The sequence below is a fragment of the Streptomyces telluris genome, assembly GCF_024519335.1.
GTDB lineage: Bacteria > Actinomycetota > Actinomycetes > Streptomycetales > Streptomycetaceae > Streptomyces > Streptomyces telluris.
Map to the genome: position 1 here is coordinate 18,521 of NZ_JANIID010000040.1, position 24,177 is coordinate 42,697.

Annotated in this window: 24 protein-coding genes and 1 pseudogene; 18 read left to right on the forward strand and 7 right to left on the reverse strand. The window is 72.8% G+C overall.

Going from position 1 to position 24,177, the window contains the following annotated elements:
* The first annotated feature begins 148 nt into the window (after window positions 1-148).
* The 3 genes from NQU55_RS31335 (at window position 149) to NQU55_RS31345 (ending at window position 3,771) form a co-directional block, all read left to right on the forward strand.
* Window positions 149-592: a guanyl-specific ribonuclease gene (locus NQU55_RS31335; protein ID WP_168092395.1), complete on the forward strand. Its 444-nt coding sequence runs from the start codon at window positions 149-151 to the stop codon at window positions 590-592.
* A gap of 118 nt (window positions 593-710) precedes the next feature.
* On the forward strand, window positions 711-2,513 hold the full coding sequence (locus tag NQU55_RS31340) for a pectate lyase-like domain-containing protein (RefSeq protein ID WP_168092396.1): 1,803 nt from the start codon (window positions 711-713) through the stop codon (window positions 2,511-2,513).
* 52 nt (window positions 2,514-2,565) lie between these two features.
* Window positions 2,566-3,771, forward strand: coding sequence for a cytochrome P450 family protein (locus tag NQU55_RS31345; protein WP_256791576.1), 1,206 nt, complete (start codon window positions 2,566-2,568; stop codon window positions 3,769-3,771).
* Window positions 3,772-3,795: 24 nt separating this feature from the next.
* On the opposite strand, the gene NQU55_RS31350 is transcribed toward NQU55_RS31345, so the two are convergent.
* Both NQU55_RS31350 and NQU55_RS31355 read right to left on the reverse strand, forming a co-directional pair.
* Window positions 3,796-4,503 (reverse strand): DUF6875 domain-containing protein, encoded by a 708-nt coding sequence (locus NQU55_RS31350; protein WP_168093275.1) that lies wholly within the window; start codon window positions 4,501-4,503, stop codon window positions 3,796-3,798.
* Window positions 4,504-4,628: 125 nt separating this feature from the next.
* On the reverse strand, window positions 4,629-5,258 hold the full coding sequence (locus NQU55_RS31355; RefSeq protein ID WP_168093276.1) for a LysE family transporter: 630 nt from the start codon (window positions 5,256-5,258) through the stop codon (window positions 4,629-4,631).
* A 227-nt stretch (window positions 5,259-5,485) separates the two neighbouring features.
* Here NQU55_RS31355 and NQU55_RS31360 point away from each other — a divergent pair, with 227 nt between their 5' ends.
* The 10 genes and pseudogenes from NQU55_RS31360 (at window position 5,486) to NQU55_RS31400 (ending at window position 14,959) form a co-directional block, all read left to right on the forward strand.
* Window positions 5,486-6,235 (forward strand): GntR family transcriptional regulator, encoded by a 750-nt coding sequence (locus tag NQU55_RS31360; protein WP_168093277.1) that lies wholly within the window; start codon window positions 5,486-5,488, stop codon window positions 6,233-6,235.
* Window positions 6,236-6,515: 280 nt separating this feature from the next.
* Window positions 6,516-7,526 carry a sugar ABC transporter substrate-binding protein gene (locus NQU55_RS31365; RefSeq protein ID WP_443744708.1) on the forward strand — a complete coding sequence of 337 codons (1,011 nt, stop codon included), beginning with the start codon at window positions 6,516-6,518 and terminating at the stop codon, window positions 7,524-7,526.
* Complete coding sequence (locus NQU55_RS31370; protein ID WP_168093278.1) at window positions 7,523-8,575, forward strand: ABC transporter permease; 1,053 nt, start codon at window positions 7,523-7,525, stop codon at window positions 8,573-8,575. The genes NQU55_RS31365 and NQU55_RS31370 overlap by 4 nt, the downstream gene beginning before the upstream one ends.
* Window positions 8,572-9,399, forward strand: a complete 828-nt coding sequence (locus tag NQU55_RS31375; RefSeq protein WP_168093279.1) for an ATP-binding cassette domain-containing protein — start codon at window positions 8,572-8,574, stop codon at window positions 9,397-9,399. Before NQU55_RS31370 ends, NQU55_RS31375 begins: the two co-directional genes overlap by 4 nt.
* 202 nt (window positions 9,400-9,601) lie before the next feature.
* On the forward strand, window positions 9,602-10,720 hold the full coding sequence (locus tag NQU55_RS31380) for an ROK family glucokinase (RefSeq protein WP_168093280.1): 1,119 nt from the start codon (window positions 9,602-9,604) through the stop codon (window positions 10,718-10,720).
* Window positions 10,720-11,292 carry a hypothetical protein gene (locus tag NQU55_RS31385; protein ID WP_168093281.1) on the forward strand — a complete coding sequence of 191 codons (573 nt, stop codon included), beginning with the start codon at window positions 10,720-10,722 and terminating at the stop codon, window positions 11,290-11,292. Before NQU55_RS31380 ends, NQU55_RS31385 begins: the two co-directional genes overlap by 1 nt.
* Window positions 11,293-11,317: 25 nt before the next feature.
* Window positions 11,318-12,130, forward strand: a pseudogene (locus tag NQU55_RS37205) (alpha/beta fold hydrolase); the annotation flags it as partial.
* 972 nt (window positions 12,131-13,102) lie between these two features.
* Window positions 13,103-13,480 carry a carboxymuconolactone decarboxylase family protein gene (locus NQU55_RS37210; RefSeq protein ID WP_168093287.1) on the forward strand — a complete coding sequence of 126 codons (378 nt, stop codon included), beginning with the start codon at window positions 13,103-13,105 and terminating at the stop codon, window positions 13,478-13,480.
* A 12-nt stretch (window positions 13,481-13,492) separates the two neighbouring features.
* Window positions 13,493-14,140, forward strand: coding sequence for an MBL fold metallo-hydrolase (locus tag NQU55_RS31395; RefSeq protein ID WP_240976406.1), 648 nt, complete (start codon window positions 13,493-13,495; stop codon window positions 14,138-14,140).
* Between the two features lie 39 nt (window positions 14,141-14,179).
* Window positions 14,180-14,959: an exodeoxyribonuclease III gene (locus NQU55_RS31400; protein ID WP_168093282.1), complete on the forward strand. Its 780-nt coding sequence runs from the start codon at window positions 14,180-14,182 to the stop codon at window positions 14,957-14,959.
* 66 nt (window positions 14,960-15,025) lie between these two features.
* On the opposite strand, the gene NQU55_RS31405 is transcribed toward NQU55_RS31400, so the two are convergent.
* Window positions 15,026-16,897 carry an SGNH/GDSL hydrolase family protein gene (locus NQU55_RS31405; protein WP_168093283.1) on the reverse strand — a complete coding sequence of 624 codons (1,872 nt, stop codon included), beginning with the start codon at window positions 16,895-16,897 and terminating at the stop codon, window positions 15,026-15,028.
* Between the two features lie 148 nt (window positions 16,898-17,045).
* Between NQU55_RS31405 and NQU55_RS31410 the strand changes: the two genes are divergently transcribed.
* Window positions 17,046-17,486 carry a DUF6278 family protein gene (locus tag NQU55_RS31410; RefSeq protein ID WP_058043997.1) on the forward strand — a complete coding sequence of 147 codons (441 nt, stop codon included), beginning with the start codon at window positions 17,046-17,048 and terminating at the stop codon, window positions 17,484-17,486.
* A 93-nt stretch (window positions 17,487-17,579) separates the two neighbouring features.
* Here NQU55_RS31410 and NQU55_RS31415 read toward each other — a convergent pair whose 3' ends face one another.
* A complete protein-coding gene (locus tag NQU55_RS31415; protein WP_168093284.1) occupies window positions 17,580-18,395 on the reverse strand; it encodes a GntR family transcriptional regulator in 816 nt (271 codons plus the stop codon).
* A gap of 209 nt (window positions 18,396-18,604) precedes the next feature.
* On the opposite strand from NQU55_RS31415, the gene NQU55_RS31420 reads away from it, so the two are divergent.
* The 4 genes from NQU55_RS31420 to NQU55_RS31435 are packed head-to-tail and all read left to right on the forward strand — an operon-like array spanning window position 18,605 to window position 21,878.
* A complete protein-coding gene (locus NQU55_RS31420; RefSeq protein WP_256791581.1) occupies window positions 18,605-19,348 on the forward strand; it encodes an amino acid ABC transporter ATP-binding protein in 744 nt (247 codons plus the stop codon).
* A gap of 18 nt (window positions 19,349-19,366) precedes the next feature.
* Window positions 19,367-20,359 (forward strand): glutamate ABC transporter substrate-binding protein, encoded by a 993-nt coding sequence (locus NQU55_RS31425; RefSeq protein WP_168091172.1) that lies wholly within the window; start codon window positions 19,367-19,369, stop codon window positions 20,357-20,359.
* A gap of 11 nt (window positions 20,360-20,370) precedes the next feature.
* The gene (locus NQU55_RS31430) at window positions 20,371-21,015 is read left to right on the forward strand and encodes an amino acid ABC transporter permease (protein WP_168091171.1); all 645 of its coding nucleotides are present in this window, start codon (window positions 20,371-20,373) and stop codon (window positions 21,013-21,015) included.
* On the forward strand, window positions 21,012-21,878 hold the full coding sequence (locus NQU55_RS31435; protein WP_168091170.1) for an amino acid ABC transporter permease: 867 nt from the start codon (window positions 21,012-21,014) through the stop codon (window positions 21,876-21,878). The genes NQU55_RS31430 and NQU55_RS31435 overlap by 4 nt, the downstream gene beginning before the upstream one ends.
* A gap of 12 nt (window positions 21,879-21,890) precedes the next feature.
* Here NQU55_RS31435 and NQU55_RS31440 read toward each other — a convergent pair whose 3' ends face one another.
* The 3 genes from NQU55_RS31440 to NQU55_RS31450 all read right to left on the reverse strand — a co-directional run bounded on the left by NQU55_RS31440 (window position 21,891) and on the right by NQU55_RS31450 (window position 24,114).
* Complete coding sequence (locus NQU55_RS31440; protein ID WP_240976114.1) at window positions 21,891-22,256, reverse strand: cupredoxin domain-containing protein; 366 nt, start codon at window positions 22,254-22,256, stop codon at window positions 21,891-21,893.
* A gap of 154 nt (window positions 22,257-22,410) precedes the next feature.
* Complete coding sequence (locus NQU55_RS31445; protein WP_168091169.1) at window positions 22,411-23,601, reverse strand: globin domain-containing protein; 1,191 nt, start codon at window positions 23,599-23,601, stop codon at window positions 22,411-22,413.
* A 72-nt stretch (window positions 23,602-23,673) separates the two neighbouring features.
* The gene (locus NQU55_RS31450) at window positions 23,674-24,114 is read right to left on the reverse strand and encodes an RrF2 family transcriptional regulator (RefSeq protein WP_168091168.1); all 441 of its coding nucleotides are present in this window, start codon (window positions 24,112-24,114) and stop codon (window positions 23,674-23,676) included.
* Window positions 24,115-24,177: the final 63 nt, after the last annotated feature.

Consider the following 24,177-nt stretch of genomic DNA (forward strand, 5'->3'; position numbering starts at 1 on the left):
GCCTCTGAGGCAAAGACCGGCAAAGACTCTGAAGCGGCGGCCCTGAGGCAAAGATTCCGCCCAGCCGGACAGCGCCTCCGGTTAACTCCCGGAAAACATTCGACGTTGTCGTTGACATGACAATAGCTACGCGCGTCATGCTGGCCCCATGAAGGCAACCCCCCATCACACCCTGCGCTCTTCGCGCTTCGCCCGCACGGCCGTCCTCGCCGCGCTGGCCTCCGCCCTGTTCGCCGGCGGCCCGGCCGTCGCCGCGCCGCTCACGGCCCCCGCCGCCACCGCTCCGGCGCCGGCCGTCGTGAAGATCACCGGAGACATCTGCAAGTCGGACCTGCCCGCCCAGGCCCACGACACGCTGCGCCTGATCGACGCGGGCGGCCCGTTCCCGTACCCCAAGGACGGCACGGTCTTCTCCAACCGCGAGAACGTGCTGCCCAAGCACGCCTCGGGCTACTACCACGAGTACACGGTCAAGACCCCCGGCTCGCCCGACCGCGGTGCCCGGCGCATCGTCACCGGCCAGGGCGACCACGAGGACTACTACACCGGCGACCACTACAGGACGTTCGACCTGATCGACTTCAGCTGCTGATCGGTCGTCACCTCAGCTCCATCCGAGCGGATTCCGTTCACCAGCCGTTTCCTCACGCCCGGCAGCGGGTTGGTCCGGTCACCGGGCAGCCGACCGACGTGTGAGGAGACACCGGCCCTTGTCCAGAACCCGGCCCGCGGGGTGCCGAGCCCGGCTCGGCACCCTCGCTCTCGCCGCCGTGGCCACCGCCTGCCTCGCCCTCGCCCCGCAGCAGCCGCCCGCCGCGCCCGCCGCGTCTCGTGCACCCGGGGTCCCCGACCTCGGGCCGGGGGTCCACGTCTTCGACCCGGCCATGCCCCGGGAGCGGATCCAGCGCACGCTGGACGAGGTCTTCCGGCGGCAGGAGCGCGCCCAGTTCGGCCCCGGCCGCGAGGCGCTGCTGTTCAAGCCGGGCACCTACGACGTGGACGTCAACGTCGGCTTCTACACGCAGGTGGCGGGCCTGGGGCTGCGGCCCGACGACGTCACCGTCAGGGGCGCGGTGCACGCCGAGGCCGACTGGTTCCGGGGCAACGCGACGCAGAACTTCTGGCGCGCCGCCGAGAACCTCTCCGTCACCCCCGCCTCCGGCGCCGACCGCTGGGCCGTCTCCCAGGCCGCCCCGTACCGCCGCATGCACCTGCGCGGCGACCTCCGCCTGGACGACGGCGGCTGGTCGAGCGGCGGGTTCACCGCCGACTCCCTGATCGAGGGGCGGGTGCTCTCGGGGACCCAGCAGCAGTGGCTCACGCGCAACAGCGAACTCCGCGGCGGCTGGTCCGGCGCCACCTGGAACATGGTGTTCGCCGGAGTGCGGGGCGCTCCGCCGACGACCTTCCCCGACCCGCCCCGCACCAGCGTCGAGCGCACCCCCGTCGTCCGCGAGAAGCCCTTCCTGTACATCGACCGGGCGGGCGCCTACCGGGTCTTCGTCCCCGCCCTGCGCCGGGCCGCCCGGGGCACCACCTGGTCCGGCGGGGCGGCCGGGCCCGGCGCCTCCCGCCCGCTCGGCCGCTTCTTCGTCGTCCGGCCGGGCACCCGCGCCGCCCGGATCAACGAGGCGCTCGCGCGGGGCAGGGACCTGCTGATCACGCCCGGCGTCCACCACCTCGACCGGCCCCTGCGCGTCACCCGGCCCGGCACCGTCGTCCTCGGCCTGGGGCTCGCCACGCTCGTGCCCGACCGGGGCACCGCCGCCCTGACCGTCGCCGACGCCGACGGCGTCCGCATCGCGGGCCTGCTCGTCGACGCGGGGCGCGCGGCCTCGCCGGTGCTGATGGAGATCGGCCCGCCCGGCGCCCGGCGCCGCCACGCCGCCGACCCCGTCTCGCTGCACGACGTCTTCTTCCGCATCGGCGGCGCCGGTCCCGGACGGGCCGTCAGGAGCCTGGCGGTGCACAGCCCGGACGTGATCGGCGACAACCTGTGGCTGTGGCGCGCCGACCACGGCCGCGGCGTCGGATGGACCGTCAACCCCGCCGCCGAGGGGCTGGTCGTCGACGGAGCGGACGTCACGATGTACGGCCTGTTCGTGGAGCACTACCAGCGGCACCAGACGCTGTGGAACGGCGAGGGCGGCCGCACGTACTTCTTCCAGAACGAGCTGCCCTACGACCCGCCCGGCCGCGCCGCCTGGAGCGACGGCCGGGCCACCGGCTACCCCGCCTACCGGGTCGCCCCCTCCGTGACCCGCCACGAGGCCTGGGGCCTGGGCAGCTACTGCCACTTCACCACCGCGCCCGGGCTCGCGGCCGACCGCGCCTTCGCGGCGCCCCGCAGGCCCGGCGTGCGCCTGCACAGCCTCGTGGCCGTCTCGCTCGACGGGAGCTGCACGCTGCGTCACGTCGTCAACGACTCGGGAGGACCGGCCGGTGCGGCGGCCCGGGTCGCCACCCTCCCCTCCTGGCCGGACGGCGAACGGCTGTCCGGAAAGCGCCCTTGAGTCGATCACTCTCCGCAATTCATGATGATCTTCCGGAGCGAGGGGGGACGCCATGGGCGCGGCCGAAGCGAGGACGATCGTCGATCTGGAGGCCATGGGGGAGGAGTTCGCCCGGCATCCGCACCAGGTCTACGCCGGCCTGCGCGAGCAGGGCCCCGTGCACCGCGTGCGCATGCCGGAGGGCGCCGAGGCCTGGCTCGTCGTCGGCTACGACGAGGTGCGCGCCGCGCTCAACGACCCGCGGCTGACCAAGGAGTGGGCGAAGGCACGCCCGGACCTCAGCCTGATCCGGGCCTCCGCCGGGCCGAACATGCTGGTGCTGGACGCGCCGGACCACACCCGGCTGCGCAAGCTCGTCGCCAAGGAGTTCACGCCGCGGCGCGTCGGGGAAATGGCGCCCCGCGTACAGCAGATGACCGACGAGCTGCTCGACGCCATGCTGGCGGCGCCCGGCCGCCGCGCCGACCTGGTGGAGGCCCTGTCCTTCCCCCTGCCCATGGGCGTCATCTGCGACCTGCTCGGCGTGCCCGACCTCGACCGCGAGGCCTTCCGCCACTGGTCGAACGTCAGCGTCGGCGCGGGCCCGGCCGAGGAGAAGATCACCGTCTCCCGCGAGGTCACCGCGTATCTGAACACGCTCATCGACGCCAAGCGCCGGGATCCCGGCGAGGACCTGATGAGCGCCCTGATCAGCACCGCGGACGAGGACGGCGACCGGCTCTCGCCCGAGGAGCTCCTCGGCACGGCGTGGCTCCTGCTCGTGGCCGGCCACGAGACCACGGTCAACCTCATCTCGAACGGCGTCCTCGCCCTCCTGCAGCACCCCGGCCAGCTGGCCGCCCTGCGCGCCGACCCCGGCCTGCTGGACAACGCCGTCGAGGAGATGCTGCGCTACGACGGGCCGCTGGAGACCCCCACGTACCGCTTCACCACCGAGCCCCTGGAGATCGGCGGCACGCTCATACCCGGCGGGGGCGAGCTCGTGCTGCCCGTCCTGGCCGACGCCGACCGCGATCCGGCCCGCTTCCCGGACGCCGCGCGGTTCGACATCCGCCGCGACGCCCGCGGCCACGTGGCCTTCGGCCACGGCATCCACTACTGCCTGGGCGCCCCGCTGGCCCGTCTGGAGGCCCGGGCCGCCATCGGCTCCCTGCTGCAGCGCTGCCCGGATCTCGCCCTGGACGCCCACCCGGACTCCCTCACCTGGCGCGAGGGCCTCCTCATCAGGGGCCCGCACCGGCTGCCCGTCCGCTTCTGAGGACGCCCGGCCGCCCTCCCGGCCTCAGGCGGGCGGCGGGTGCCCCAGCTCGTCGCGGGCGCGCTCCAGTTCGGCGCGGGCCCGCTGCCGGGCGACGGGGCTCGCCCCCGGCTGGTGCCTCAGGAAGGACTCGACGAAGCCTGCGCGCCGCGCGGGCGGGTAGCGCTGCTCGGCCAGGAACGGCAGGTCGTTGCCGACCATGCTGCGGGCGACGAGCAGCGGGGTGTCGCTGTGCAGCGGGCGGAAGTCGGGGTTGTGCAGCCCCGGCCCCGGGTGCCCGGGGAAGAACTCGCCGAGCATCATCCCCTCCGCCACGAACTCCGGCTTGAGCCGGTCGTGGACGCGGACCACGGTCGCGGCCGCCACCCCCGGCAGGACCAGCACTATGGTCTTGTCGATGGTGTGCTGCCCGCTGTGCGGCTCCATCGCCAGCCAGTGCGCCTTGAGCGCGGCGACGGCGGCCACGAGCCCGGCCTCGTCGCGCACCGGCGGCTCGGCGAGCGCGTAGCGGATCAGCCCGAGCCGCTGCGAGAGCGGCACGAACGGGCAGACCGCCCCGCGGCGGCCGAGGTCGGGGTGGGGCCGGGCGACGTGCCCGGAGATCCAGGCGTGGACGGGCCGCAGCAGCTCCTCCGCGGCGGCCTCCCGCTGGTCGTAGAGCCGGATGCGCGCGAGGCCGGAGTCCGCCCCGCCGCCGTCCGGGAGGGTGCAGTGATCGTTTCCGTGGTTCATGGGTTGTCCCCCCGTCACGGTCTCTTGTCAGTGAGAAAAACCGACCGGACCGATATTGAGGTTGAGCGATCGGGGCAAAGTAGCGCTTTTGCGCCCCTAGCGGGCGGCCACCGGTACGAGGAGGGCTACGCCGTCAGTGCGGAGCCGAACTCCACCAGCAGTAAGGCCGAGGCCGCCAGCAGCAGTACGCCCGAGCCGCCGAGCAGCAGCCGGTAGCCGCGGGTGCCGATCCGGTGCCGCGCCCGGGCGACCACGACGGCGAGCGCGGCCTTGCTGCCGACCAGCAGCCCGTAGAAGCCGAAGAGGAAGCCGCCGGCGCCGGGCGGCCCGTTGCGCCAGGCGGCCACGAGCAGCGGCGCCCCCGTCGTCAGCCAGAACATCCACGGGTGCGGGCTGAGGAGGTTGACGAGCGCGCCCTGCCAGAGGGTCCGGCGGCCCTGGACCCGGGCTTCCGCCGCGTCGCCCACCTCGGGCACCACGGCCGTACGGGCCTCGCGCAGGGTCGAGACGGCCAGCCAGGCGAGGAAGAGGCCGCCGAGCACGCCGCCGCCGGCGATCGCCCGCTCGGGCAGCACGGCCAGCACGGTCACGGCCAGCACGATCACCGGCAGGTCGGTGAGCAGGGGCACGGCCGCCACGCGCAGCCCGACGCCGAGCCCGCCGCGCAGGGTCCCCGACAGCACCAGCGCGAGCAGCGGGCCCGGGCTGATCCCCGCGCTGAAGCCGAGCGCCACCCCCAGAGCCAGCTCTTCCACGGCGCCGCCCATCTCCCCTCACCGGCCCCCGTAGGAGGCATAGGTGAAAATCAGTGGATATCCAGTGACATCAGTACTGACATCTGTATTGCACAAGACGCCTGCAAGGGGCACGAGGTTGACGCCGCGGTCACTCGTATCGGTAACGGCGGATACGTGCCGTTACATGTCCGGACAACCTGACCTACGAACTTCCCGTCATCCGGCCCCGCGGCTAGGCTCCCTTCGTGGCGAACCAACCACCCCTCCAGTTCAGCCTGGACCGCAGCAGCCCCGTCCCGCTCTACTACCAGCTGTCCCAGCAGCTCGAAGCGGCGATCGAGCAGGGCGGGCTCGCCCCCGGCAGCCTGCTCGGCAACGAGATCGACCTCGCCGCGCGGCTCGGCCTGTCCCGGCCCACCGTCCGCCAGGCCATCCAGTCGCTGGTGGACAAGGGCCTGCTCATCCGCCGCCGCGGCGTCGGTACCCAGGTGCTGCACAGCCAGGTCAAGCGCCCCCTGGAGCTCAGCAGCCTCTACGACGACCTCGAAGCGGCGGGGCAGCAGCCCGCCACCCGGGTGCTCCACCACGGGACCGAGGCCGCCGCGGCGGGTGTCGCCGCGGCCCTGGGCGTGCCCGAGGGCACCGAGGTCCTGCGCGTCGAGCGGCTGCGCCTCGCCCACGGCGAGCCCATGGCCCACCTGTGCAACCACCTGCCCGTGGGCCTCCTCGACGCCGGCCCCGCCCGCCTGGAGGAGACCGGCCTCTACCGCCTCATCCGTGCCGCCGGCATCACGCTGCACAGCGCCCGGCAGACGATCGGCGCCCGCGCCGCGACCGCCGAGGAGGGCGAGCGGCTGGCCGAGCCGGAGGGCGCTCCGCTGCTGACGATGGAGCGGACCACGTACGACGACACCGGGCGCGCCGTCGAGTACGGTTCGCACGTCTACCGGGCCTCGCGCTACTCCTTCGAATTCCAGCTGCTGGTCCGCTCGTAGGCGGCCCGGTCCCGGACGAGGCCCGGCCCCGCCCGGTCCCGGCCTCGTCGGCGCGGACGGTCCCGCCCCCTTACGTCATGCCGTCAGAATGTTCGGACAAAGTCTTGACGCGGTGGGGCGCCCGCCACTAGAACTCCACCCACATGCAGCAGCCCCCCGCGGTACCCGCTGAAGCCCCCGCGGTCAGCGGTGACGGATGGTGACGGATACTTGGGCGGTTGGGCCCGTCGGAATCGGGGTCCGGCCGCACCGTGACAGACAGTGAGAAGGGCAACTCCTCGTGGCAAGGGTTCGGACAGGCGTACGTGCGGTGAGCGCCGTGCTGGCAGCGGTGCTCGGCGCCACCCTGGCGGGGTGCAGCGCTACGGGCGGCAAGCGCGCGGAGGAGCGGGCGGCCAAGGCCGCCCAGGGCCGCGCCGCGGTCGACACGCCCCGCTGGACCTTCGCGATGGTCACTCACTCGGGCGATGGCGACACCTTCTGGGACATCGTCCAGAGCGGCGCCAAGCAGGCGGCCGCGAAGGACAACATCAAATTCCTCTACGCCCATGACGTGGAGGGCAACAAGCAGGCGCAGAGCGTCCAGGCCATGATCGACCAGAAGGTCGACGGCCTGATCGTCACGCTCGCCAAGCCCGACGCCATGAAGGACGTCGTGGCCAAGGCCAAGAAGGCCGGCATCCCGGTGATCACCGTGAACTCGGGCTCCGACAAGTCCAAGGAGTTCGGCGCGCTCACCCACATCGGCCAGGACGAGGTCATCGCCGGCGAGGCGGTCGGCGAGCAGCTCAACGAGCGCGGGAAGAAGAAGGCGGTCTGCGTCCTGCACGAGCAGGGCAACGTCGGCCACGAGCAGCGCTGCGACGGCGTGAAGAAGTCCTTCAAGGGCGAGGTGCAGAACCTCTACGTCGAGGGCACGAACATGCCCGGCGTGCAGTCGTCCATCGAGGCGAAGCTGCAGTCCGACAAGGACATCGACGCCGTCGTCACGCTCGGCGCCCCCTTCGCCCCCACCGCGGTCAAGGCCGCCGAGCAGGCCGGCAGCAAGGCCGAGGTCGACACCTTCGACCTCAACGCCAAGGTCGCCGAGGCCCTGCAGTCCGGCAAGCTCGGCTTCGCCGTCGACCAGGACCCGTACCTGCAGGGCTACGAGGCCGTCGACCTGCTGTGGCTCTACCGCTACAACCGCGACATGCTCGGCGGCGGCCGCCCGGTCCTGACCGGCCCCCAGATCGTCACCAAGGACGACGCCAAGACCCTCGCCGAGTACGCCAAGCGGGGCACGCGATGAGCGCCCCCGCCACGGCCCCCGTCAAGGACGCCCCCGACGAACGGCTGACGCACCGCTCGCACCTGCGCCGGCTGCTCGGCCGCCCCGAGCTCGGTGCGGTCGTCGGCGCGGTGGCGGTCTTCGTCTTCTTCTCGGTCGTCGCCGACAGCTTCCTGCAGGCGTCGAGCCTGTCGACGGTGCTCTACGCCTCCTCGACCATCGGCATCATGGCCGTGCCCGTGGCGCTGCTGATGATCGGCGGCGAGTTCGACCTGTCGGCCGGTGTGATGGTGACCAGCGCCGCGCTGGTCTCCTCGATGTTCAGCTACCAGATGACGGCCAACGTCTGGGTCGGCGCCGGCGTCTCGCTGCTCGTGATGCTCGCCGTCGGCTTCTTCAACGGCTTCGTGCTCACCCGCACCAAGCTGCCCAGCTTCATCATCACGCTGGCCACCTTCCTGATGCTGACCGGTCTGAACCTGGGCTTCACCAAGCTCATCGGCGGCACCGTCTCCACCAAGACCATCGGGGACATGGAGGGCTTCGAGTCCGCCCGCGCGGTCTTCGCCTCGCACCTGACGATCGGCGGCGTGGACCTCCAGATCACCATCCTGTGGTGGCTCGGCCTGGTGGCCCTGGCCACCTGGGTCCTGCTGCGCACCCGCGCCGGCAACTGGATCTTCGCGGTGGGCGGCAACTCCGACGCGGCCCGCGCGGTCGGCGTCCCCGTCAAGGGCACCAAGATCGCCCTGTACATGGCGGTCGCCTTCTGCGCCTGGGTCTCCGGTCAGCACCTGCTCATGTCGTACGACGTGGTGCAGTCCGGCGAGGGCGTCGGCAACGAGCTCCTGTACATCATCGCGGCCGTCATCGGCGGCTGCCTGATGACCGGCGGCTACGGCTCCGCCATCGGCTCCGCGGTCGGCGCGTTCATCTTCGGCATGGCCAGCAAGGGCATCGTCTACGCGCAGTGGAACCCGGACTGGTTCAAGTTCTTCCTCGGCGCGATGCTGCTCCTGGCGACGCTGCTGAACGCCTGGGTGCGCAAGAGGGCGGAGGCCCGCAAGTGAGTGCTGCTGCCCTGGTCAAGCTGACCGACGTCAGCAAGTTCTACGGGAACATCCGCGCCCTCGAAGGGGTCTCCCTGGAGGTCCACGCGGGCGAGATCACCTGTGTGCTCGGCGACAACGGCGCCGGCAAGTCCACCCTCATCAAGATCGTGGCGGGTCTGCACCAGCACGACGCCGGCAGCTTCGAGATCGAGGGCGAGGAGACCAAGCTCGCCTCCCCCCGCGAGGCCCTCGACCGCGGCATCGCCACGGTCTACCAGGACCTCGCGGTCGTCCCGCTCATGCCGGTGTGGCGGAACTTCTTCCTCGGCTCCGAGCCCACGAAGGGCGCGGGCCCCTTCAAGCGGCTCGACGTGCAGCACATGCGCGAGACCACGCGCAGCGAGCTGCTGCGCATGGGCATCGACCTGCGCGACGTCGACCAGCCCATCGGCACCCTCTCCGGCGGCGAGCGCCAGTGCGTGGCCATCGCGCGGGCGGTCTACTTCGGTGCGAAGGTGCTCGTCCTCGACGAGCCGACCGCGGCGCTCGGCGTCAAGCAGTCGGGCGTGGTCCTGAAGTACGTGGCCGCGGCGCGCGACGCCGGCCTGGGCGTGGTGTTGATCACCCACAACCCTCACCACGCGTATCTGGTCGGTGACCGCTTCGTGCTGCTCAAGCGCGGTGCGATGGCCGGCAGCCACGCCAAGTCGGAGATCGCCCTCGACGAGCTCACCCGCCAGATGGCGGGCGGCAGCGAGCTCGAACAGCTCAGCCACGAGCTGCAGCGGGCCCCCGGGCCGGACGTGATCGGCGGCAAACCGGTCGCCTCCGGCGAGGGGTGACGCAGCTCTCACGAAGCGGGCCCGCCGACGGTGGGCCCGCTTCGTGCGATGCGGTACGCGACGCTTCCTTGAGGCACAATCGGCCACGACCGTATCCACGAGGCGGAGACCTCCCGAGACCACCGCAGGGACGACGACTCTTGCGAGCACGCAACCGGAGCGACCGTAGAACCGCACAGCTCCACGCCGTGGCGGTGGTGTCATGAGCATGTATCGCGACCTCCACCGGGGCGCGGCGAAGGCCACCGTGCTCCGGACCGTCGGCACGCGCGAGCGCCGCTCGCACCTGACCGCTCCGCGCGTCCCCACCGTCGGCATCGACATCGGCGGCACCAAGGTGATGGCGGGCGTCGTCGACGCCGACGGCACCATCCTGGAGAAGGTCCGCACCGAGACGCCGGACAAGTCCAAGAGCCCCAAGGTCGTCGAGGACACCATCGTCGAGCTGGTCCTCGACCTCTCCGACCGGCACGACGTCCACGCCGTGGGCATCGGCGCGGCCGGCTGGGTCGACGCCGACCGCAACCGCGTCCTGTTCGCCCCGCACCTGTCCTGGCGCAACGAGCCGCTGCGCGACCGCCTCGCCGGCCGCCTCGCCGTCCCCGTCATGGTCGACAACGACGCCAACACCGCCGCCTGGGCGGAGTGGCGCTTCGGCGCCGGCCGCGGCGAGGACCACCTCGTCATGATCACTCTGGGTACGGGCATCGGCGGCGCGATCCTCGAGGACGGCCAGGTCAAGCGCGGCAAGTTCGGCGTCGCCGGCGAGTTCGGCCACATGCAGGTCGTGCCCGGCGGCCACCGCTGCCCGTGCGGCAACCGCGGCTGCTGGGAGCAGTACAGCTCCGGCAACGCCCTGGTGCGCGAGGCCCGCGAGCTGGCCGCCGCCGAGTCCCCCGTCGCGTACGGGATCATCGACCGCGTCGGCGGCAACATCCCCGAGATCACCGGCCCCCTCATCACCGAGCTGGCCCGCTCCGGCGACGCCATGTGCGTCGAACTGCTGCAGGACATCGGCCAGTGGCTCGGCGTCGGCATCGCCAACCTCGCCGCCGCCCTCGACCCCTCCTGCTTCGTCATCGGCGGCGGCGTCAGCGCCGCCGACGACCTGCTGATCGGCCCCGCCCGGGACGCCTTCCGCCGCCACCTCACCGGCCGCGGCTACCGCCCCGAGGCCCGCATCGTCAAGGCCCAGCTCGGCCCCGAGGCCGGCATGGTCGGCGCCGCGGACCTGGCCCGGCTCGTCGCCCGCCGCTTCCGGCGCGCCAACCGCCGCCGCGTCGAGCGCTACGAGCGGTACGCGAGGGCGGGTCGCGCTTGATGACCACCACGGAACACCCCGAGCGCACGGCGCCGCCGCACAGCCCCGGGCAGCCGGACGGCGGCTTCCGCCGCCGCTGCCTGAAGGCCGTCGTCGTCTTCCTCCTCATCGCCATCCCCGCGGGCTACCTCTACATCTCCGCGATGCAGAGCCGCGGCGGCAGCGAGTCCAAGAAGGAGCAGGCGGCCGCCTCCGGCCTGGAGGAGGGCTGGCCCACCCGGCTCCAGCGCCGCCTCTACGAAGTGACCGTCCCGCCCTACGCGGAGGACGTCGCCAGCTACGAGACCAACGCGTGGAAGGCGAGCTCGCTCTTCCTGCAGTTCACGACCACGCGCGAGAAGTTCGACAAGTGGCTCTCCGACGTCGGCACCAGCGCCTCCGAGCTGGAGGAGGGCGAGGTCACCATCGACGAGGACGAGGCCGCCGAGGTCGGCTGGGACCTGGGCGGCGGGCACCGCTGGGCGGGCACCACCGTCGACCAGGACAAGCCCAAGCCCTCCCTGGAGATCACCGCCAACCTCGACGACCCGAAGTACCCACGGGTTTTTGTGGTGTCCACGACCACGCCCTGATCGCCCTTCCGGGCCGTCGGATAGCGTGGCGCGGGTGAGCGAGAAGCAGACCCCGCAGCCCCTCCAGTACCGGACCGACGGCCCCGAGGACGGGCCCGTCCTGGTCGTCGGCCCCGCACTCGGCACCACGTGGCACATGTGGGACCGCCAGATACCCGAGCTGACCCGGCACTGGCGGGTGCTCCGCTTCGACCTGCCCGGCCACGGCGGCGCCCCCGCCACGCCCACCCCCACCGTCGGCGAACTCGGCGACCGGCTCGTCGCCACGCTCGACTCGCTCGGCGTCGACCGCTTCGGCTACGCCGGCTGCTCGCTCAGCGCCGCCGTCGGCATCGACCTGGCCCTGCGCCACCCGCACCGGCTCGCCTCCCTCGCCCTCGTCGCCGCCTCCGCCCGCTACGGCACGGCCGACTCCTGGCGGCAGCGCGGTGCCGCGGTCCGCCGGGACGGCCTCGACCCCGTCGCCCGCTCCGCGCCCGAGCGCTGGTTCACCGCGAACTTCTCCGGCGCCCAGCCCGCCATAGTCGACTGGGCCGTGCAGATGGTCGGCACCACCGACACGTACTCCTACATCGCCTCGTGCGACGCGCTGGCCGCCTTCGACGTACGGGCCGAGCTGACCCGCATCAGCGTGCCGGCGCTCGTCATCGTCGGCGCCGAGGACACCACGACGCCGCCCGCCGACGCGCGGGTCCTGGTCGCGGGCATCCACGACGCGAAGCTGGCCGTGGTGCCCGGCGCGTCGCACCTGGCCCCGGTGGAACAGCCGTCGGCGGTGACGGACCTGCTGGTCCGCCACTTCACGACGGCCTGGCAGATGTCGACGCAGCAGGGGTTGTCGCCGGTGACGGGGGCGGCTGCGGCGCAGGGCGCGGCGGGTGCGGCCGGTGCGGCGGGGCCGTCGGGTCCGGCCGGGGGCACGGCGGGGCCGGGGGCTTCGGCCGCCGGCGCAGTCGGCGCGGGCTTCGGCGCCCCGGGTTCCGGCGCGGGCGGGGCCTTCGGCACGGGCGCGCCGTCCGGCGGCCCGGGGGCCGGTACGGCTTCGGCCATGCCGCCGGGCACGGGCCAGGACGGCACGAACCCGGCCTTCGGCGCGCCGGGCTCCGGTACGGGCGGCGCTTTCGGCGGCCCGGGAACGGGCGCGGGTCCGGCGGTGCCGCCCGGAGCGGGCGTGGCCGGGGCCACCGACTCCGGTACGGGGGCGCCGGGCACGACTTCTCCCGGCGCGGGCGCGGGCTTCGGCGCACCGGGGACGGGCTCCGCCGCCCCGGCCCCCGGCGCGCCCGGCCTCGCCGGTCCCGGCGCTTCCGGCGCTTCCGGACCGGGCGGACCGGGCGGACCGGGGGCTTCGGGTACCGGCTTCGGCCTGATGGGGCGGGAGTCCGGTGCCCAGAATGCCGCGGGCCCCGGCGCTTCCGGCTCTCAGGGTTCCCCGGGTTCCCCGGGGACGGGCCCCGGGCCGGTGGGGCAGGGGCCCGGCGTGCACGGTTCCGCGGGTTCCGGGGCCCAGGGTCCCGGCGTGGATTCCCCGGGATCCTCCGGTGCCGGGTTCGGGCCGGTCGGGCACGGTGCCGGTGCGCATGAGCCTGCGGGCACCAACGCTTCCGGTTCCGGTTCCGGCGCGGGCGCGGGCGTCGCCGGGCCGGGGGTGCCCGCAGGGATACCCGGGCCGGCGCCGGCCGGTGGCGGATTCGGGGGCGTGGGTCTGCCCGTGCCCGGGGCGGGGCTGCCCGGTGCGGCCGGCCACGCCGGCGGCTTCGGCGCGCCCGGCTCCGCCGCCCCGCGCGGCTTCGGGCCGCCCCCGGCGGACATGCACGGCCCCGCCGACGACCGCGAGCGCGGCGAGCGCGTCCGGCGCGAGGTCCTCGGCGACGAGCCCGTCGACCGGGACGGCTTCACCGGTGACTTCCACGACCTCGTCACGCGTTCCGCCTGGGGCGGCGCCTGGTCCCGGCCCGGTCTCGACCGCCGCACCCGGGCCCTGATCACCCTGACCGCCCTCACGGCCCGCGGCCACGTCGACGAGATCGCCCCGTACACCCGCGGAGCGCTCCGCAGCGGCGTCACCCCCGACGAGATCAAGGAGACGCTGCTGCACACGGCCGTCTACTGCGGCCTGCCGGCCGCGGGCGCCGCGTTCGCCGCCGCGCAGCGTGTCATCGCCGAGGAGGCGGGCTCCGGGGCGTAGCAGTATGGGCTCATGGAGCTCAAGCTGAAGCTGACGAAGAAGAGCCACGCGTGCGTCCGCCTGGAGAAGGACGGCCGCACGCTCGCCATCGACCCCGGGGCCTTCAGCGAGGCGGACGCGGCCGTCGGCGCCGACGCGATCCTCGTGACCCACGAGCACCCCGACCACTTCGCCGAGGACCGCCTGCGGGCCGCGCTGGAGGCGAACCCCGCGGCCGAGCTGTGGACGCTGCGCAGCGTCGCGGAGCAGATCGCTCCGGCCTTCCCGGGCCGGGTGCACACGGTGGGGGAGGGGGACGCCTTCACGGCGGCGGGTTTCGACGTGCAGGTGCACGGGCAGCTGCACGCCGTGATCCACCCGGACATCCCGCGGATCACGAACGTCGGCTATCTCGTGGACGGTTCGGTCTTCCACCCGGGCGACGCGCTGACGCTGCCGGACGTGCCGGTGGACACGCTGATGCTGCCGGTCATGGCGCCCTGGAACAAGATCTCGGAGGTCATCGACTACGTGCGGGAGCTCGCGCCGCGCCTCGCGATCGACGTGCACGACGCGCTGCTCACCGATCTCGCGCGGCCGGTGTACGACCGGATGCTGACGCCCGCCCGGGTCGGCGCCGAGCACGCCCGGCTGGCGCCCGGGGAGAGCGTGACCCTCTGACGGACGGGGAATGTCGGACCCGGCCGTTAGGGTTGCTCCATGCGCATCGCCACCTGGAACGTGAACTCGATCACCGCCCGTCTCCCGAGGCTGCTGGCCTGGCTGGAGAGCAGCGGCACGGACGTGCTGTGCATACAGGAGACGAAGTGCGCGGAGGACGCCTTCCCGTTCGACGAGCTTCGCGAGCTGGGCTACGAGGCCGCGGTGAACGCCACCGGCCGGTGGAACGGCGTGGCGATCGTCTCCCGGGTGGGCCTGGAGGACGTGGTGAGCGGCCTGCCGGGCGGCCCCGACTACGACGGCGGGCAGGAGCCCCGCGCGATCTCGGCGACGTGCGGCGGCGTCCGCGTCTGGTCGGTCTACGTGCCCAACGGCCGGGAGGTCGGCCACGACCACTACGCGTACAAGCTCCGCTGGCTGGAGACCCTGCGGGACGCCGTCGCCGCCGATGCGGAGGGCGAGCGCCCGTTCGCCGTCCTCGGTGACTACAACATCGCCCCGACCGACGAGGACGTCTACGACCCGGCCGTCTTCGAGGGCGCCACGCACGTCACCCCGGCCGAGCGGGCGGCGCTCGGCGCCCTGCGCGACCTGGGCCTGTCCGACGTCGTGCCGCGCCCGCTGAAGTACGACCGCCCGTACACGTACTGGGACTACCGCCAGCTGTGCTTCCCCAAGAACCGGGGCATGCGCATCGACCTCGTCTACGGCAACACCCCCTTCGTGAAGGCGAAGCAGGACGCGTTCGTCGACCGCGAGGAGCGCAAGGGCAAGGGCGCCTCGGACCACGCCCCGGTCGTCGTCGACCTGGACGTCTGAGCCCGGGCGCCCCGCCCGCCGCGCTCTCCCGCCCGCGCCGCCGCGCACGGCCGGCGGCCGGCGCGGTCAGATCAGCTTGCGCAGGTCGATCGCGTCGCTGAACGCCTTCATGCCGGCATCGTTGGGGTGCAGGTGGTCGCCGCCGTCGTAGGCCGGAAGCATCCGGTCCGGCTGCTGCGGGTCCCGGATCGCCGCGTCGAAGTCGAAGACGGCGTCGTACGTGCCGGCGCCGGCCAGGATGTGCCGGTTGATGGCGGTGCGCTGGGCCTCGGCGTCCGGCGTGCAGTCGTAGAAGCCGCCGCAGGGCGCGATGGTGGCGGCGACGACCCGCAGCCCGCGCTCGTGGGCGCGCGCCGCGATCGCCTTGAGCCCGGCGATGACCTGCTCGGCCTTCGTGCCGGACCGGATGTCGTTGACGCCCTCGAAGACGATGACCGTACGGGCCGAGGTCTGCGCCAGCACGTCCCGCTCCAGCCGGTGCTGGGCGCTGACGCCGCTCATGATGGTGCTGGTCCCGTCGCCGGGATAGCGGTCGGTCACCACGCGGTTGCCGGAGATGCCGTGGTTGAGGATCCCGAACCGCGGCACGCCGTGCTGCCCCCGCAGGCGCCGCGCCAGCAGGTCGGGCCAGCGGCCGTTGGCGCCGGGCGTCGACCGCTCGCCGTCGGTGATGGAGTCGCCCAGCGTCACCACGGACCCGGGCCCGTCCGCTACGTCCACGCCCGTCAGCAGCGGCCACGTCGAGAGCGTCGCGGTGTACGCGCCCGCGCCGCGCTCGCCCGTCCGGTCGCCGCTGCCGTCGCCGGTGAGGTAGGAGACCTGGCTGGTGTAGCTGTGCACGGGCACGGCCGGCACGGTGCCGGGCAGGTGGATGCTCACCAGCAGGTTGGTGTCCTCGGGCACCCGGAAGCCCAGCGGGTCGCTGAACGCCTGGGCGCCGGCGGGGATCACGGTGCCCGGCCGCCCGCCGAAGGCCAGCGCCCGCGGCGCGCCGGCCGTGGCCGCGCCCTTGCCCTGCAGGGCGACGGTGGCGTGGCCGATCCGCACCGGGCGCGGCGCGAAGGTGTTCTCCAGCCGGATGCGCGTCGCGGACCCGCCGGCGCTGCTGTGCACGACCAGCCGCAGCGTGCGGTCCGTCCACGGGCCGACGGCCGCGTAGCCGGAGGTGGAGGCGGCCCAGGTGCCGGTCCAGCCGCGGGTGGTGCCGCGCAGCGCGAGCGAGAACACGTGCAGGTCGCGCTCGGGCCCGGGGTCAGGCGGCAGCACGACGGATTCGACGTCGCGGCCGGGCGCGACCGGCACGGACACCGTGTACAGCCGGGTGGTGGCGGTCTTCCGCCCGCTGCTCGTGTTGAGGTGGGGGAGGCCGACGGCCTTCGTGGTCAGGAGGCCGGCGCGCCAGTCCGGTGCGGCGAGCCGGTAGGTGCTGCGCGAGCCGTCGCGGTAGCGCACCGTGCCGGTGCCGGCGGCGTCGCCCCCCGGCGCGCCCTTGGTCGTGCCGGCGACGAGGAACGTCAGGGCCTCCCCACGGCCGCCGAGCCGGACGGCCTGGCCGGCAGCGCGGACGTTGTCGGGCTTCCCGGGGGCGGAGCGGGGCCAGTGCAGCCGGGCGCCGTCGAAGGCGAGTTCACGGCCGGGCGTCCAGTCGGCGGCCGTGAGGTCCTGGGCGGAGAGGGAGTTGCCGGCCCCGTCGAAGTCGGCACCGCCGGGGCGGGCGTCGTCGCTGACCGCCCGGTTGTCGAAGAGCCGCTCCAGCGGGAGCGGCTCTCTGCCGGGTTGTGCACCGGGTTGCAAGCCGGCGGCGAGCGCCGGAGCGTTTGCGGCAGCGACGGCGCAGGCGGCGCCCACGATCCCCACCGCGGCGGCCCGGGCCGCAGCCCGCGCCGCCGTCCACCGTCTGTGCCGTTTCCCGCCCGGTGTCTGCGTTCGGAGCAGCATGTGTCTCATGCCTCCCTTGGTTCCCCGCTCGGTCTGTGGCTGCATGAAGCTAAGGAGACGTATGGGCAACGTCAAGGAGGCCATCCGGTCACGTCGGACGCCGCGCGCCTGTGGTGGGGCCATCCGTGCGAGTGCGATCCTGTCCGGTATGAACATTCCCTTCTTGGACAGTTGGCGAAAGCGACACGGACCGGGGCGCGGCGCGGCACTGGCGAACGCGGTCGACCGCGACCCGGAAGGTCTTGCGGAGCTGCTGTCCGAGTGCGAACTGCTGCGCACGCACGCGCAGTCCGCAGGGGTGGTGCTCGACGACTCGCCCGCCTCCCTGGAGGCGCTGGACCAGCTGCAGCCGCGCTGGCGGGACGACCCGGAGCTGGTGCCCTGGCTGGGCAACGACGCGGGCCTCTACCTGGGCACGGTCGTCATCCGTACGGTGCCGGGCGCGGGATGGTGGATCTGGCCGGACGGCCAGCCGGTGGTGCGGCTCGCCAACGGCCGGGAGGTCGACGTGGTCGAGGCGGGCCGCGAGTGGGCGGCCGACGGCGCACCGGAGCTGTCGCAGCTGTACGCGGAGCTCGCGGAGAACTGATCTCCCTCGGGCGAGCGGGGCGGGGCGGGGCGGCCGGGGTGGCGGGGCAGGACGGGGACAGAACAGGGGCGGGCGGCGGGCCGGGGGGCGGTCTCAGCTGGTGAAGGCGATGTCGTACTCGACCCGCCACCGGTCGGCGCGCACGACGATGTCGGACGTCTCCACGGCCCGGCCGTCGCCGTCGAAGTGCGTGCGCTCGATGACCGTGACGCAGCTCCCCGCGGCGCAGCCGAGCGCCTCGGCCTCCGGTGTGCTCGCCGGCCGGGAGCCCACGAGCTCCCGGGCGCGCACGACCCGGATCCCGATGGCCGCCAGCCGCCCGCGGACCCCGCGCCGGGCGTAGGGGCCGCGCTCGGGCAGGGCGACGTCCGTGCCCTCGGTGATGGCGAGCGGCTCCCAGCTGGTGGCGAGCTGCACGGGGTGCCGGTTGGCCAGGTACTCGTAGTGCGTGCAGAGCACGCGGGTGCCCACGCCGATGTGCAGCCGCTCGGCGATCCGCTCCGGGGCGGCGGTTTCGGTGGACGACGCTTCCCACGTAAGGGTGGTGTTACGGGCGGTGCCGCCGTCGGGCTGCGGCTGCCGGCCGGACTGCTCGCCCCGGCGCGGGACGGGCGGCCCGTAGCCCCGGATCTGTGCGGCGAAGGGGGAGTCGACGGCCCCGGTGGAGCGGAGCAGGCTGCCCAGGGGCGCCCGGTCGGTGACGAACACGCCCCGCCCGAACTGGCCTTCCGCATACCCGGCGGCCTTCAGCACGCGCACCGCCCGGTCCACGGTCTGGTCGCTCGCGGCGTAGGTGCGCTTGAGCTCGGAACGGGAGGGGATGCGCTCTCCCACGGCGAGCCCGCCCTCGTCGATACGCCGGCGCAGATCGTCCGCGATGCGCTGGTAGACGGGCCTGCTGTCGCCCACCCCCGGCTCCTTTCCCCCGAGTTCCCCCAGTCCGTCCCCCTCAGGCTAGGTACCCAGGCCCGGTCTGTGTACCTAGGGCAAATGGCGGGCAATGTGCAACGAATGCCCATATGAATGCGTGTCATGGCTGAAGTCCCCTATGGAGGGGAATAGCTTGCCCGGATGGTGAGCGTCGACCCGAAGAGCGCGGAGAGTGGGCGGGACTGGGCATGGCCGTCGATCCCCTGATCGAACTACGTGGTGTCAACAAGCACTACGGCAAGCTGCACGTTCTGAGGGACATCGACCTCACCGTCGGCCGGGGCGAGGTGGTCGTCGTCATCGGCCCCTCCGGCTCCGGCAAGTCCACCCTGTGCCGGGCGATCAACCGGCTGGAACCCGTCGAGTCCGGCACCATCCTCCTCGACGGGCACCCGCTGCCCGAGGAGGGGCGCGAGCTCGCCAAGCTGCGCGCCGAGGTCGGGATGGTCTTCCAGTCCTTCAACCTCTTCGCCCACAAGACCGTGCTGGCCAACGTCTCCCTGGCACCGGTGAAGGTCCGCAAGCGGTCCAAGGAGGAGGCCGACCGGCGCTCGCGCGAGCTGCTGGAGCGCGTCGGCCTGCTCGCCCACGCGGACAAGTACCCCGCCCAGCTCTCGGGCGGCCAGCAGCAGCGCGTGGCCATCGCCCGCGCCCTGGCCATGGAGCCCAAGGCCCTGCTGTTCGACGAGCCGACGTCGGCGCTCGACCCGGAGATGATCAACGAGGTGCTGGAGGTCATGCAGCAGCTCGCCCGGGACGGCATGACGATGGTCGTCGTCACCCACGAGATGGGCTTCGCCCGCTCCGCCGCCAACCGCGTGGTCTTCATGGCCGACGGCCGCATCGTCGAGGACCGCTCCCCCGAGCAGTTCTTCACCGCACCCGAGAGCGAGCGCGCCAAGGACTTCCTCTCCAAGATCCTCAAGCACTGAGCGGGGAGTGCTGCGCACATGAACAGGCAAGGGAACCGGAACCGGAACAGGCAAGGGAAGAACCGGAACGGGCAGGGGGCCGGGCGCCTCACGGGGACCCGCACGCGGGGCCGCCGGGCCGCCGGCCTGGTCCTCGCCGGGCTCGCCCTGCTCGCCGCCGCCTGCGGCAAGCCCGGCAGCCCGCCCGTCAAGGGCCCCAAACCCGAAGAACTGCCCGTCTACACGGTCGACAAGGCGTTCCAGCTCCCCGACTCGCCCACCTGGCGGGCCGCGAAGGCCCGCGGCCACCTGGTCGTCGGCGCCAAGGAGGACCAGCCCTACATGGGCGAGAAGGACCCCGCCACGGGCGTCTACTCCGGCTACGACATCGAGATCGCCCGGATGATGTCCGCCTCCCTGGGCTTCGACCCCAAGACCATCCGCTTCCGCACCATCGCCTCCGCCAACCGCGAAACCGCCCTCCAGAACGGCCAGATCGACTACTACGTCGGCACCTACACCATCAACGACCTGCGCAAGAAGCAGGTCGGCTTCGCCGGGCCGTACTTCATCGCCGGGCAGTCGCTGCTGGTCCGCACCGACGAGACGGACATCAACGGGCCCCAGGACCTGGCGGGCAAGCGCGTCTGCTCGGCCGCCGGCTCCACCCCGCTGCAGCGCATCCAGCGCGAGTACCCCAAGGCCATCGCCGTCGCCTACGACACCTACTCGGTCTGCGTGGACAACCTCCTCAGCCTCCAGGTCGACGCCGTCACCACCGACGACACCATCCTCATGGGCTTCGCGGCCAAGGCCCCCGACGAGCTGAAGATCGCCGGGAAGCCCTTCTCCAAGGAGCCCTACGGCATCGGCGTGCCCCGCGGCGACAACGCCCTGCGCTTCGCCCTGGACGACGCCATCACGGCCCACGAGAAGAACGGCGACTGGAAGAAGGCGTACGACGCGACGCTCGGCCTCTCCGGGGTGCCCGCCCCGCCGCCGCCCGCCGTCGACCGCTACCCGGCGAGCTGAGGAGCCCCGCTGTGAACGTGCTCACCGACAACCTCTCCCTCTACGGCGAGGGCCTGCTCGGCACCGTGGAACTCACCGTCTACTCCTCGCTGCTCGCCCTCGTCCTGGGCTTCGTGATGGCCTCCTTCCGGGTCGCCCCCGTCGGCTCCCTGCGGGTCTTCGGCACGGTGTGGGTGACGGTGCTGCGCAACACCCCGCTGACGCTGCTGTTCTTCGCGGTGCTGCTGGGACTGCCGCGCTTCGGCGTCGTCCTGCCCTTCGAGCTGTTCGCCGTCCTCGCCCTCGGCTGCTACACGTCGGCCTTCATCTGCGAGGCCCTGCGCTCGGGCATCAACACCGTGCCGACCGGGCAGGGCGAGGCGGCCCGCAGTCTGGGCATGACCTTCGCGCAGACCCTGAGCCTGGTCGTGCTGCCGCAGGCCTTCCGCTCCGTCATCCCGCCGGTCGGCTCCACCCTGATCGCGCTCGCCAAGAACTCCGCGATCGCCGGGTCGTTCAGCGTGACCGAGCTCCTCGGCACGTACAAGCCGCTCAACGAGCTCGGTTACAGCGTCATCTGGTCCTTCATCTGGATCGCCGTCGGCTATCTGATCGTCACCCTGTCCATCAGCGCGATCTTCAACGTGCTGGAGAAGCGCTGGGGAGTGCCCCGATGACCGACACCGCGCTCTACGACATCCCCGGGCCCATGGCCCGGCGGCGCCACCTGATCTACGGGCTGGTCTCCACCGCCGTGATCCTGGGGATCGTCGCCGGGGTGATCTACCTGCTGTTCGACACCAACCAGTTCACGGCGGAGAAGTGGCGGCCCTTCGCGTACGAGGGCATCCAGGAGCTGCTGCTGCGCGGCCTCGGCAACACGCTCAAGGCCTTCGCCTACGCCGCCGTGCTCTCCCTCGCCCTCGGCGGGCTGCTCGCCGCGGGCCGGCTGTCCGAGCACCGGATCCTGCGCTGGACCGCCACGCTCTTCGTGGAGTTCTTCCGGGCCATGCCGGTCCTGGTCATGATCTTCTTCGTCTTCGTGGCCCTCAAGGTCCAGCCGCTGCCGGCCCTCGTCACCGGGCTCACCCTCTACAACGGCTCGGTGCTCGCCGAGGTCTTCCGCAGCGGGGTGAACTCCGTCGACCGCGGCCAGCGGGAGGCGGCGTACGCCCTCGGGATGCGCAAGACGCAGGTGATGACCCATGTCCTCGTGCCGCAGGCGGTCCGCGCCATGCTGCCGACGATCATCAGCCAGCTGGTCGTGGCGCTGAAGGACACCTCGCTGGGCTTCCTGATCACCTACGAGGAGTTCCTGCACGCGGGCAAGCTCATCGCCAGCAACCTCGACTACGGGCTGCCGTTCATCCCCGTCGTCATGGTCATCTCCCCGATCTACATCGGCATGTGCATGCTCCTGTCGTGGTTCGCGACGTGGGTCGCCAGGCGCCAGCGCCGCAGCCTGAAGACGGAGGCGGTGGAGGTCGCCCCGGCGGAGCCCGGCACCCTGATGCCGGGTGCCGGGCAGATCCATCCGTGACGCTCGCGGCGGCTACTGGACGGTGATGGTGCCCGTCATGCCGAGCCCCGCGTGCGGGGTGCAGTGGTAGGGGAACGTCCCCGGGGTGTTGAAGGGCACGGCCCGGGACGCCTGGCCGGGGCCGACGGGAAGGTCCCAGAGCAGTGCGTCGGACGTGGTGGTGTGCGTGCTGCCGCTGTTGTTGATCCAGGTGACCGTGTCACCGACGTTGACCGTCAGCGTCTGCGGGACGAACCGGAAGTTCACCATCGAGACCGTGCGCGCGGCGAAGGTCTTGCTCTGGGCGGCCGTGGGGCCGGCCATGAGCGCCCCCAGCGAGAGCGCCGCGAGCAGGGTGGTGAGGAGGCGGAGGAGCGAACGGGCGGGTGAGTGCGGCATGAGAGCCCTCCTCGGACGTGAGTGCGATGACTCTTCCCTCCGGCCGACCGGAGAACCGCCCGTCACTCGAAGGTGCTAACGAAGAGGGGTGCTGGTGTACGGATGGGGCGCCGGTGGGTGATGGCGCCCCATCGGTGGCGCGCGGTGCCGCCGGTCAGGCGTCCTGCCCCAGCCACAGGTCCGGGCCGAAGACCTCGTAGTGGATGTCCGCGGCCGCGACGCCCGCCGCCAGGAGCTGTGTGCGGGCCGCGCGGAGGAAGGGCAGCGGGCCGCAGAGGTAAGCCGTGGTGCCCGCGGGGATGCCGATGCGGGAGAGGTCGGCGTACCCCGTGCGGTCGGCGGGCCAGTCGCCCTCGGGCTGCTCGTACCAGATGTGCGCGACCGCGTCGGGGAGCTTCTCCGTGAGCTGCAGCAGGTCGCTGCGGAAGGCGTGGGTGGCCTCGCTGCGGTCGGCGTGGACGGCGATCACGCGGCGGTGCGAGCCGGTCGCGGCCAGGTGGGAGAGCATCCCGGTCATCGGGGTGCACCCGATGCCGGCGGAGGCCAGCAGGACGGGTGAGGTGCCCTCGTCCAGGGTCACGTCCCCGCAGGGCGCGCCGACCATCAGCGTGGTGCCCACGCGCGCGTGGTGGTGGAGGTGGTGGGAGACCTCGCCGTCGGGGTCGCCGGTCACGCGCTTGACGGAGAACTGCAGGGCGTCGTCGGGGTGGCCGGAAAGGCTGTATTGACGGATCTGCCGGGCACCGTCCGCGAGCTCCGTCCGCACCGAGACGTACTGCCCGGGCCGGGCGTCGGGCAGGGGGCGGCCGTCCAGCGGCTGGACCAGGAAGGTCGTGACCTCCGCGGTCTCCTCGATGCGGCCGGTGACGCGGTACGGGCGGAAGACGTCCCCGGCGGCGGCGCCGGCCTGCTCGTACAGGCGGGCCTCCAGGGCGATGAGGGCGTTGGCCATCAGCCAGTAGACCTCGTCCCAGGCGGCCGCCACCTCCTCGGTGACCGCCTCGCCCAGGACCTCCGCGATGGCGGCGAAGAGGTGCAGGTGGACGACGCGGTACTGCTCGGGGGCGATCCCGAGGGAGACGTGCTTGTGGGCGATGCGCGCGAGCATCGCGTCGGGGCGGGTCCCCGGGTGCTCGAGCAGGGCGGTCGCGAAGGCGGCTATGGAGCCGGCGAGGGCCTGCTGCTGGGTGCCGTTCGCCTGGTTGCCGCGGTTGAAGAGGTCGCGCAGGAGCTCGGGGTGGGCGGCGAAGAGCTTGTCGTAGAAGAGCGGGGTGATCTCGCCGATGGCGCCGCCGACGGCGGGGAGGGTGGCGCGGACGATCTCGGTCGACTTGGGGGACAGCATCGGCGCTCCTTAATTGGCATCTCGAATGCATATTTTTGGTCGTGCGAAGGACCGCGGGGAGGGGAGGGGCTTTCAGTCCTGCGGCCGCGTGCCGAGGCTCAGCAGGACCGGCCCGGTCGGCGGCCCGGTCAGCTCCTCGACCGTGAGGGGGTCCAGGGAGGCGTAGAACGCCTCCTGCGCGTTCCGCAGGGCCCCGCGCAGCCGGCAGGCCGCGCGCAGCGGGCAGGGTGGATCGTCCTCGCAGCCGACGACGTCGCCGGTGCCTTCGAGCTCGCGCACCAGCCGGCCGACGGATCCCGTCCGCCCGGCGGTGGTGAGGGTGAGTCCGCCGCCGCGGCCCCGGCGGGCCTCGACGACTCCCAGGTGCTGCATCCTGCTGACCACCTTGGCGGCATGGGTGTACGGCACGCCGACCGCCTCGGCCACCTCACGGGTGGTCGGGCTGTCGTCGCCGGTCACGGCCAGGCGCATGGCGATGCGCAGCGCTATGTCGGTGCTCTTGGTCAATCGCACATCTGCACTCTACCTAATTTGATTCTTGCACTCCAATTTAATCTCGGGCCGTCAGTTGACAGA

Excerpts from the sequence above, each read along its gene's own strand:
- NQU55_RS31395 (WP_240976406.1), top strand. The coding sequence starts at position 13,493 with ATGGAGCTCAAGCTGAAGCTGACGAAGAAGAGCCACGCGTGCGTCCGC.
- NQU55_RS31410 (WP_058043997.1), top strand. The coding sequence starts at position 17,046 with ATGAACATTCCCTTCTTGGACAGTTGGCGAAAGCGACACGGACCGGGG.
- NQU55_RS31335 (WP_168092395.1), top strand. The coding sequence starts at position 149 with ATGAAGGCAACCCCCCATCACACCCTGCGCTCTTCGCGCTTCGCCCGC.
- NQU55_RS31405 (WP_168093283.1), bottom strand. The coding sequence starts at position 16,897 with ATGCTGCTCCGAACGCAGACACCGGGCGGGAAACGGCACAGACGGTGG.
- NQU55_RS31435 (WP_168091170.1), top strand. The coding sequence starts at position 21,012 with ATGACCGACACCGCGCTCTACGACATCCCCGGGCCCATGGCCCGGCGG.
- NQU55_RS31440 (WP_240976114.1), bottom strand. The coding sequence starts at position 22,256 with ATGCCGCACTCACCCGCCCGTTCGCTCCTCCGCCTCCTCACCACCCTG.
- NQU55_RS31400 (WP_168093282.1), top strand. The coding sequence starts at position 14,180 with ATGCGCATCGCCACCTGGAACGTGAACTCGATCACCGCCCGTCTCCCG.
- NQU55_RS31425 (WP_168091172.1), top strand. The coding sequence starts at position 19,367 with ATGAACAGGCAAGGGAACCGGAACCGGAACAGGCAAGGGAAGAACCGG.
- NQU55_RS31445 (WP_168091169.1), bottom strand. The coding sequence starts at position 23,601 with ATGCTGTCCCCCAAGTCGACCGAGATCGTCCGCGCCACCCTCCCCGCC.
- NQU55_RS31370 (WP_168093278.1), top strand. The coding sequence starts at position 7,523 with ATGAGCGCCCCCGCCACGGCCCCCGTCAAGGACGCCCCCGACGAACGG.
- NQU55_RS31345 (WP_256791576.1), top strand. The coding sequence starts at position 2,566 with ATGGGCGCGGCCGAAGCGAGGACGATCGTCGATCTGGAGGCCATGGGG.
- NQU55_RS31420 (WP_256791581.1), top strand. The coding sequence starts at position 18,605 with ATGGCCGTCGATCCCCTGATCGAACTACGTGGTGTCAACAAGCACTAC.
- NQU55_RS31380 (WP_168093280.1), top strand. The coding sequence starts at position 9,602 with ATGAGCATGTATCGCGACCTCCACCGGGGCGCGGCGAAGGCCACCGTG.
- NQU55_RS31385 (WP_168093281.1), top strand. The coding sequence starts at position 10,720 with ATGACCACCACGGAACACCCCGAGCGCACGGCGCCGCCGCACAGCCCC.
- NQU55_RS31350 (WP_168093275.1), bottom strand. The coding sequence starts at position 4,503 with ATGAACCACGGAAACGATCACTGCACCCTCCCGGACGGCGGCGGGGCG.
- NQU55_RS37210 (WP_168093287.1), top strand. The coding sequence starts at position 13,103 with ATGCACGGCCCCGCCGACGACCGCGAGCGCGGCGAGCGCGTCCGGCGC.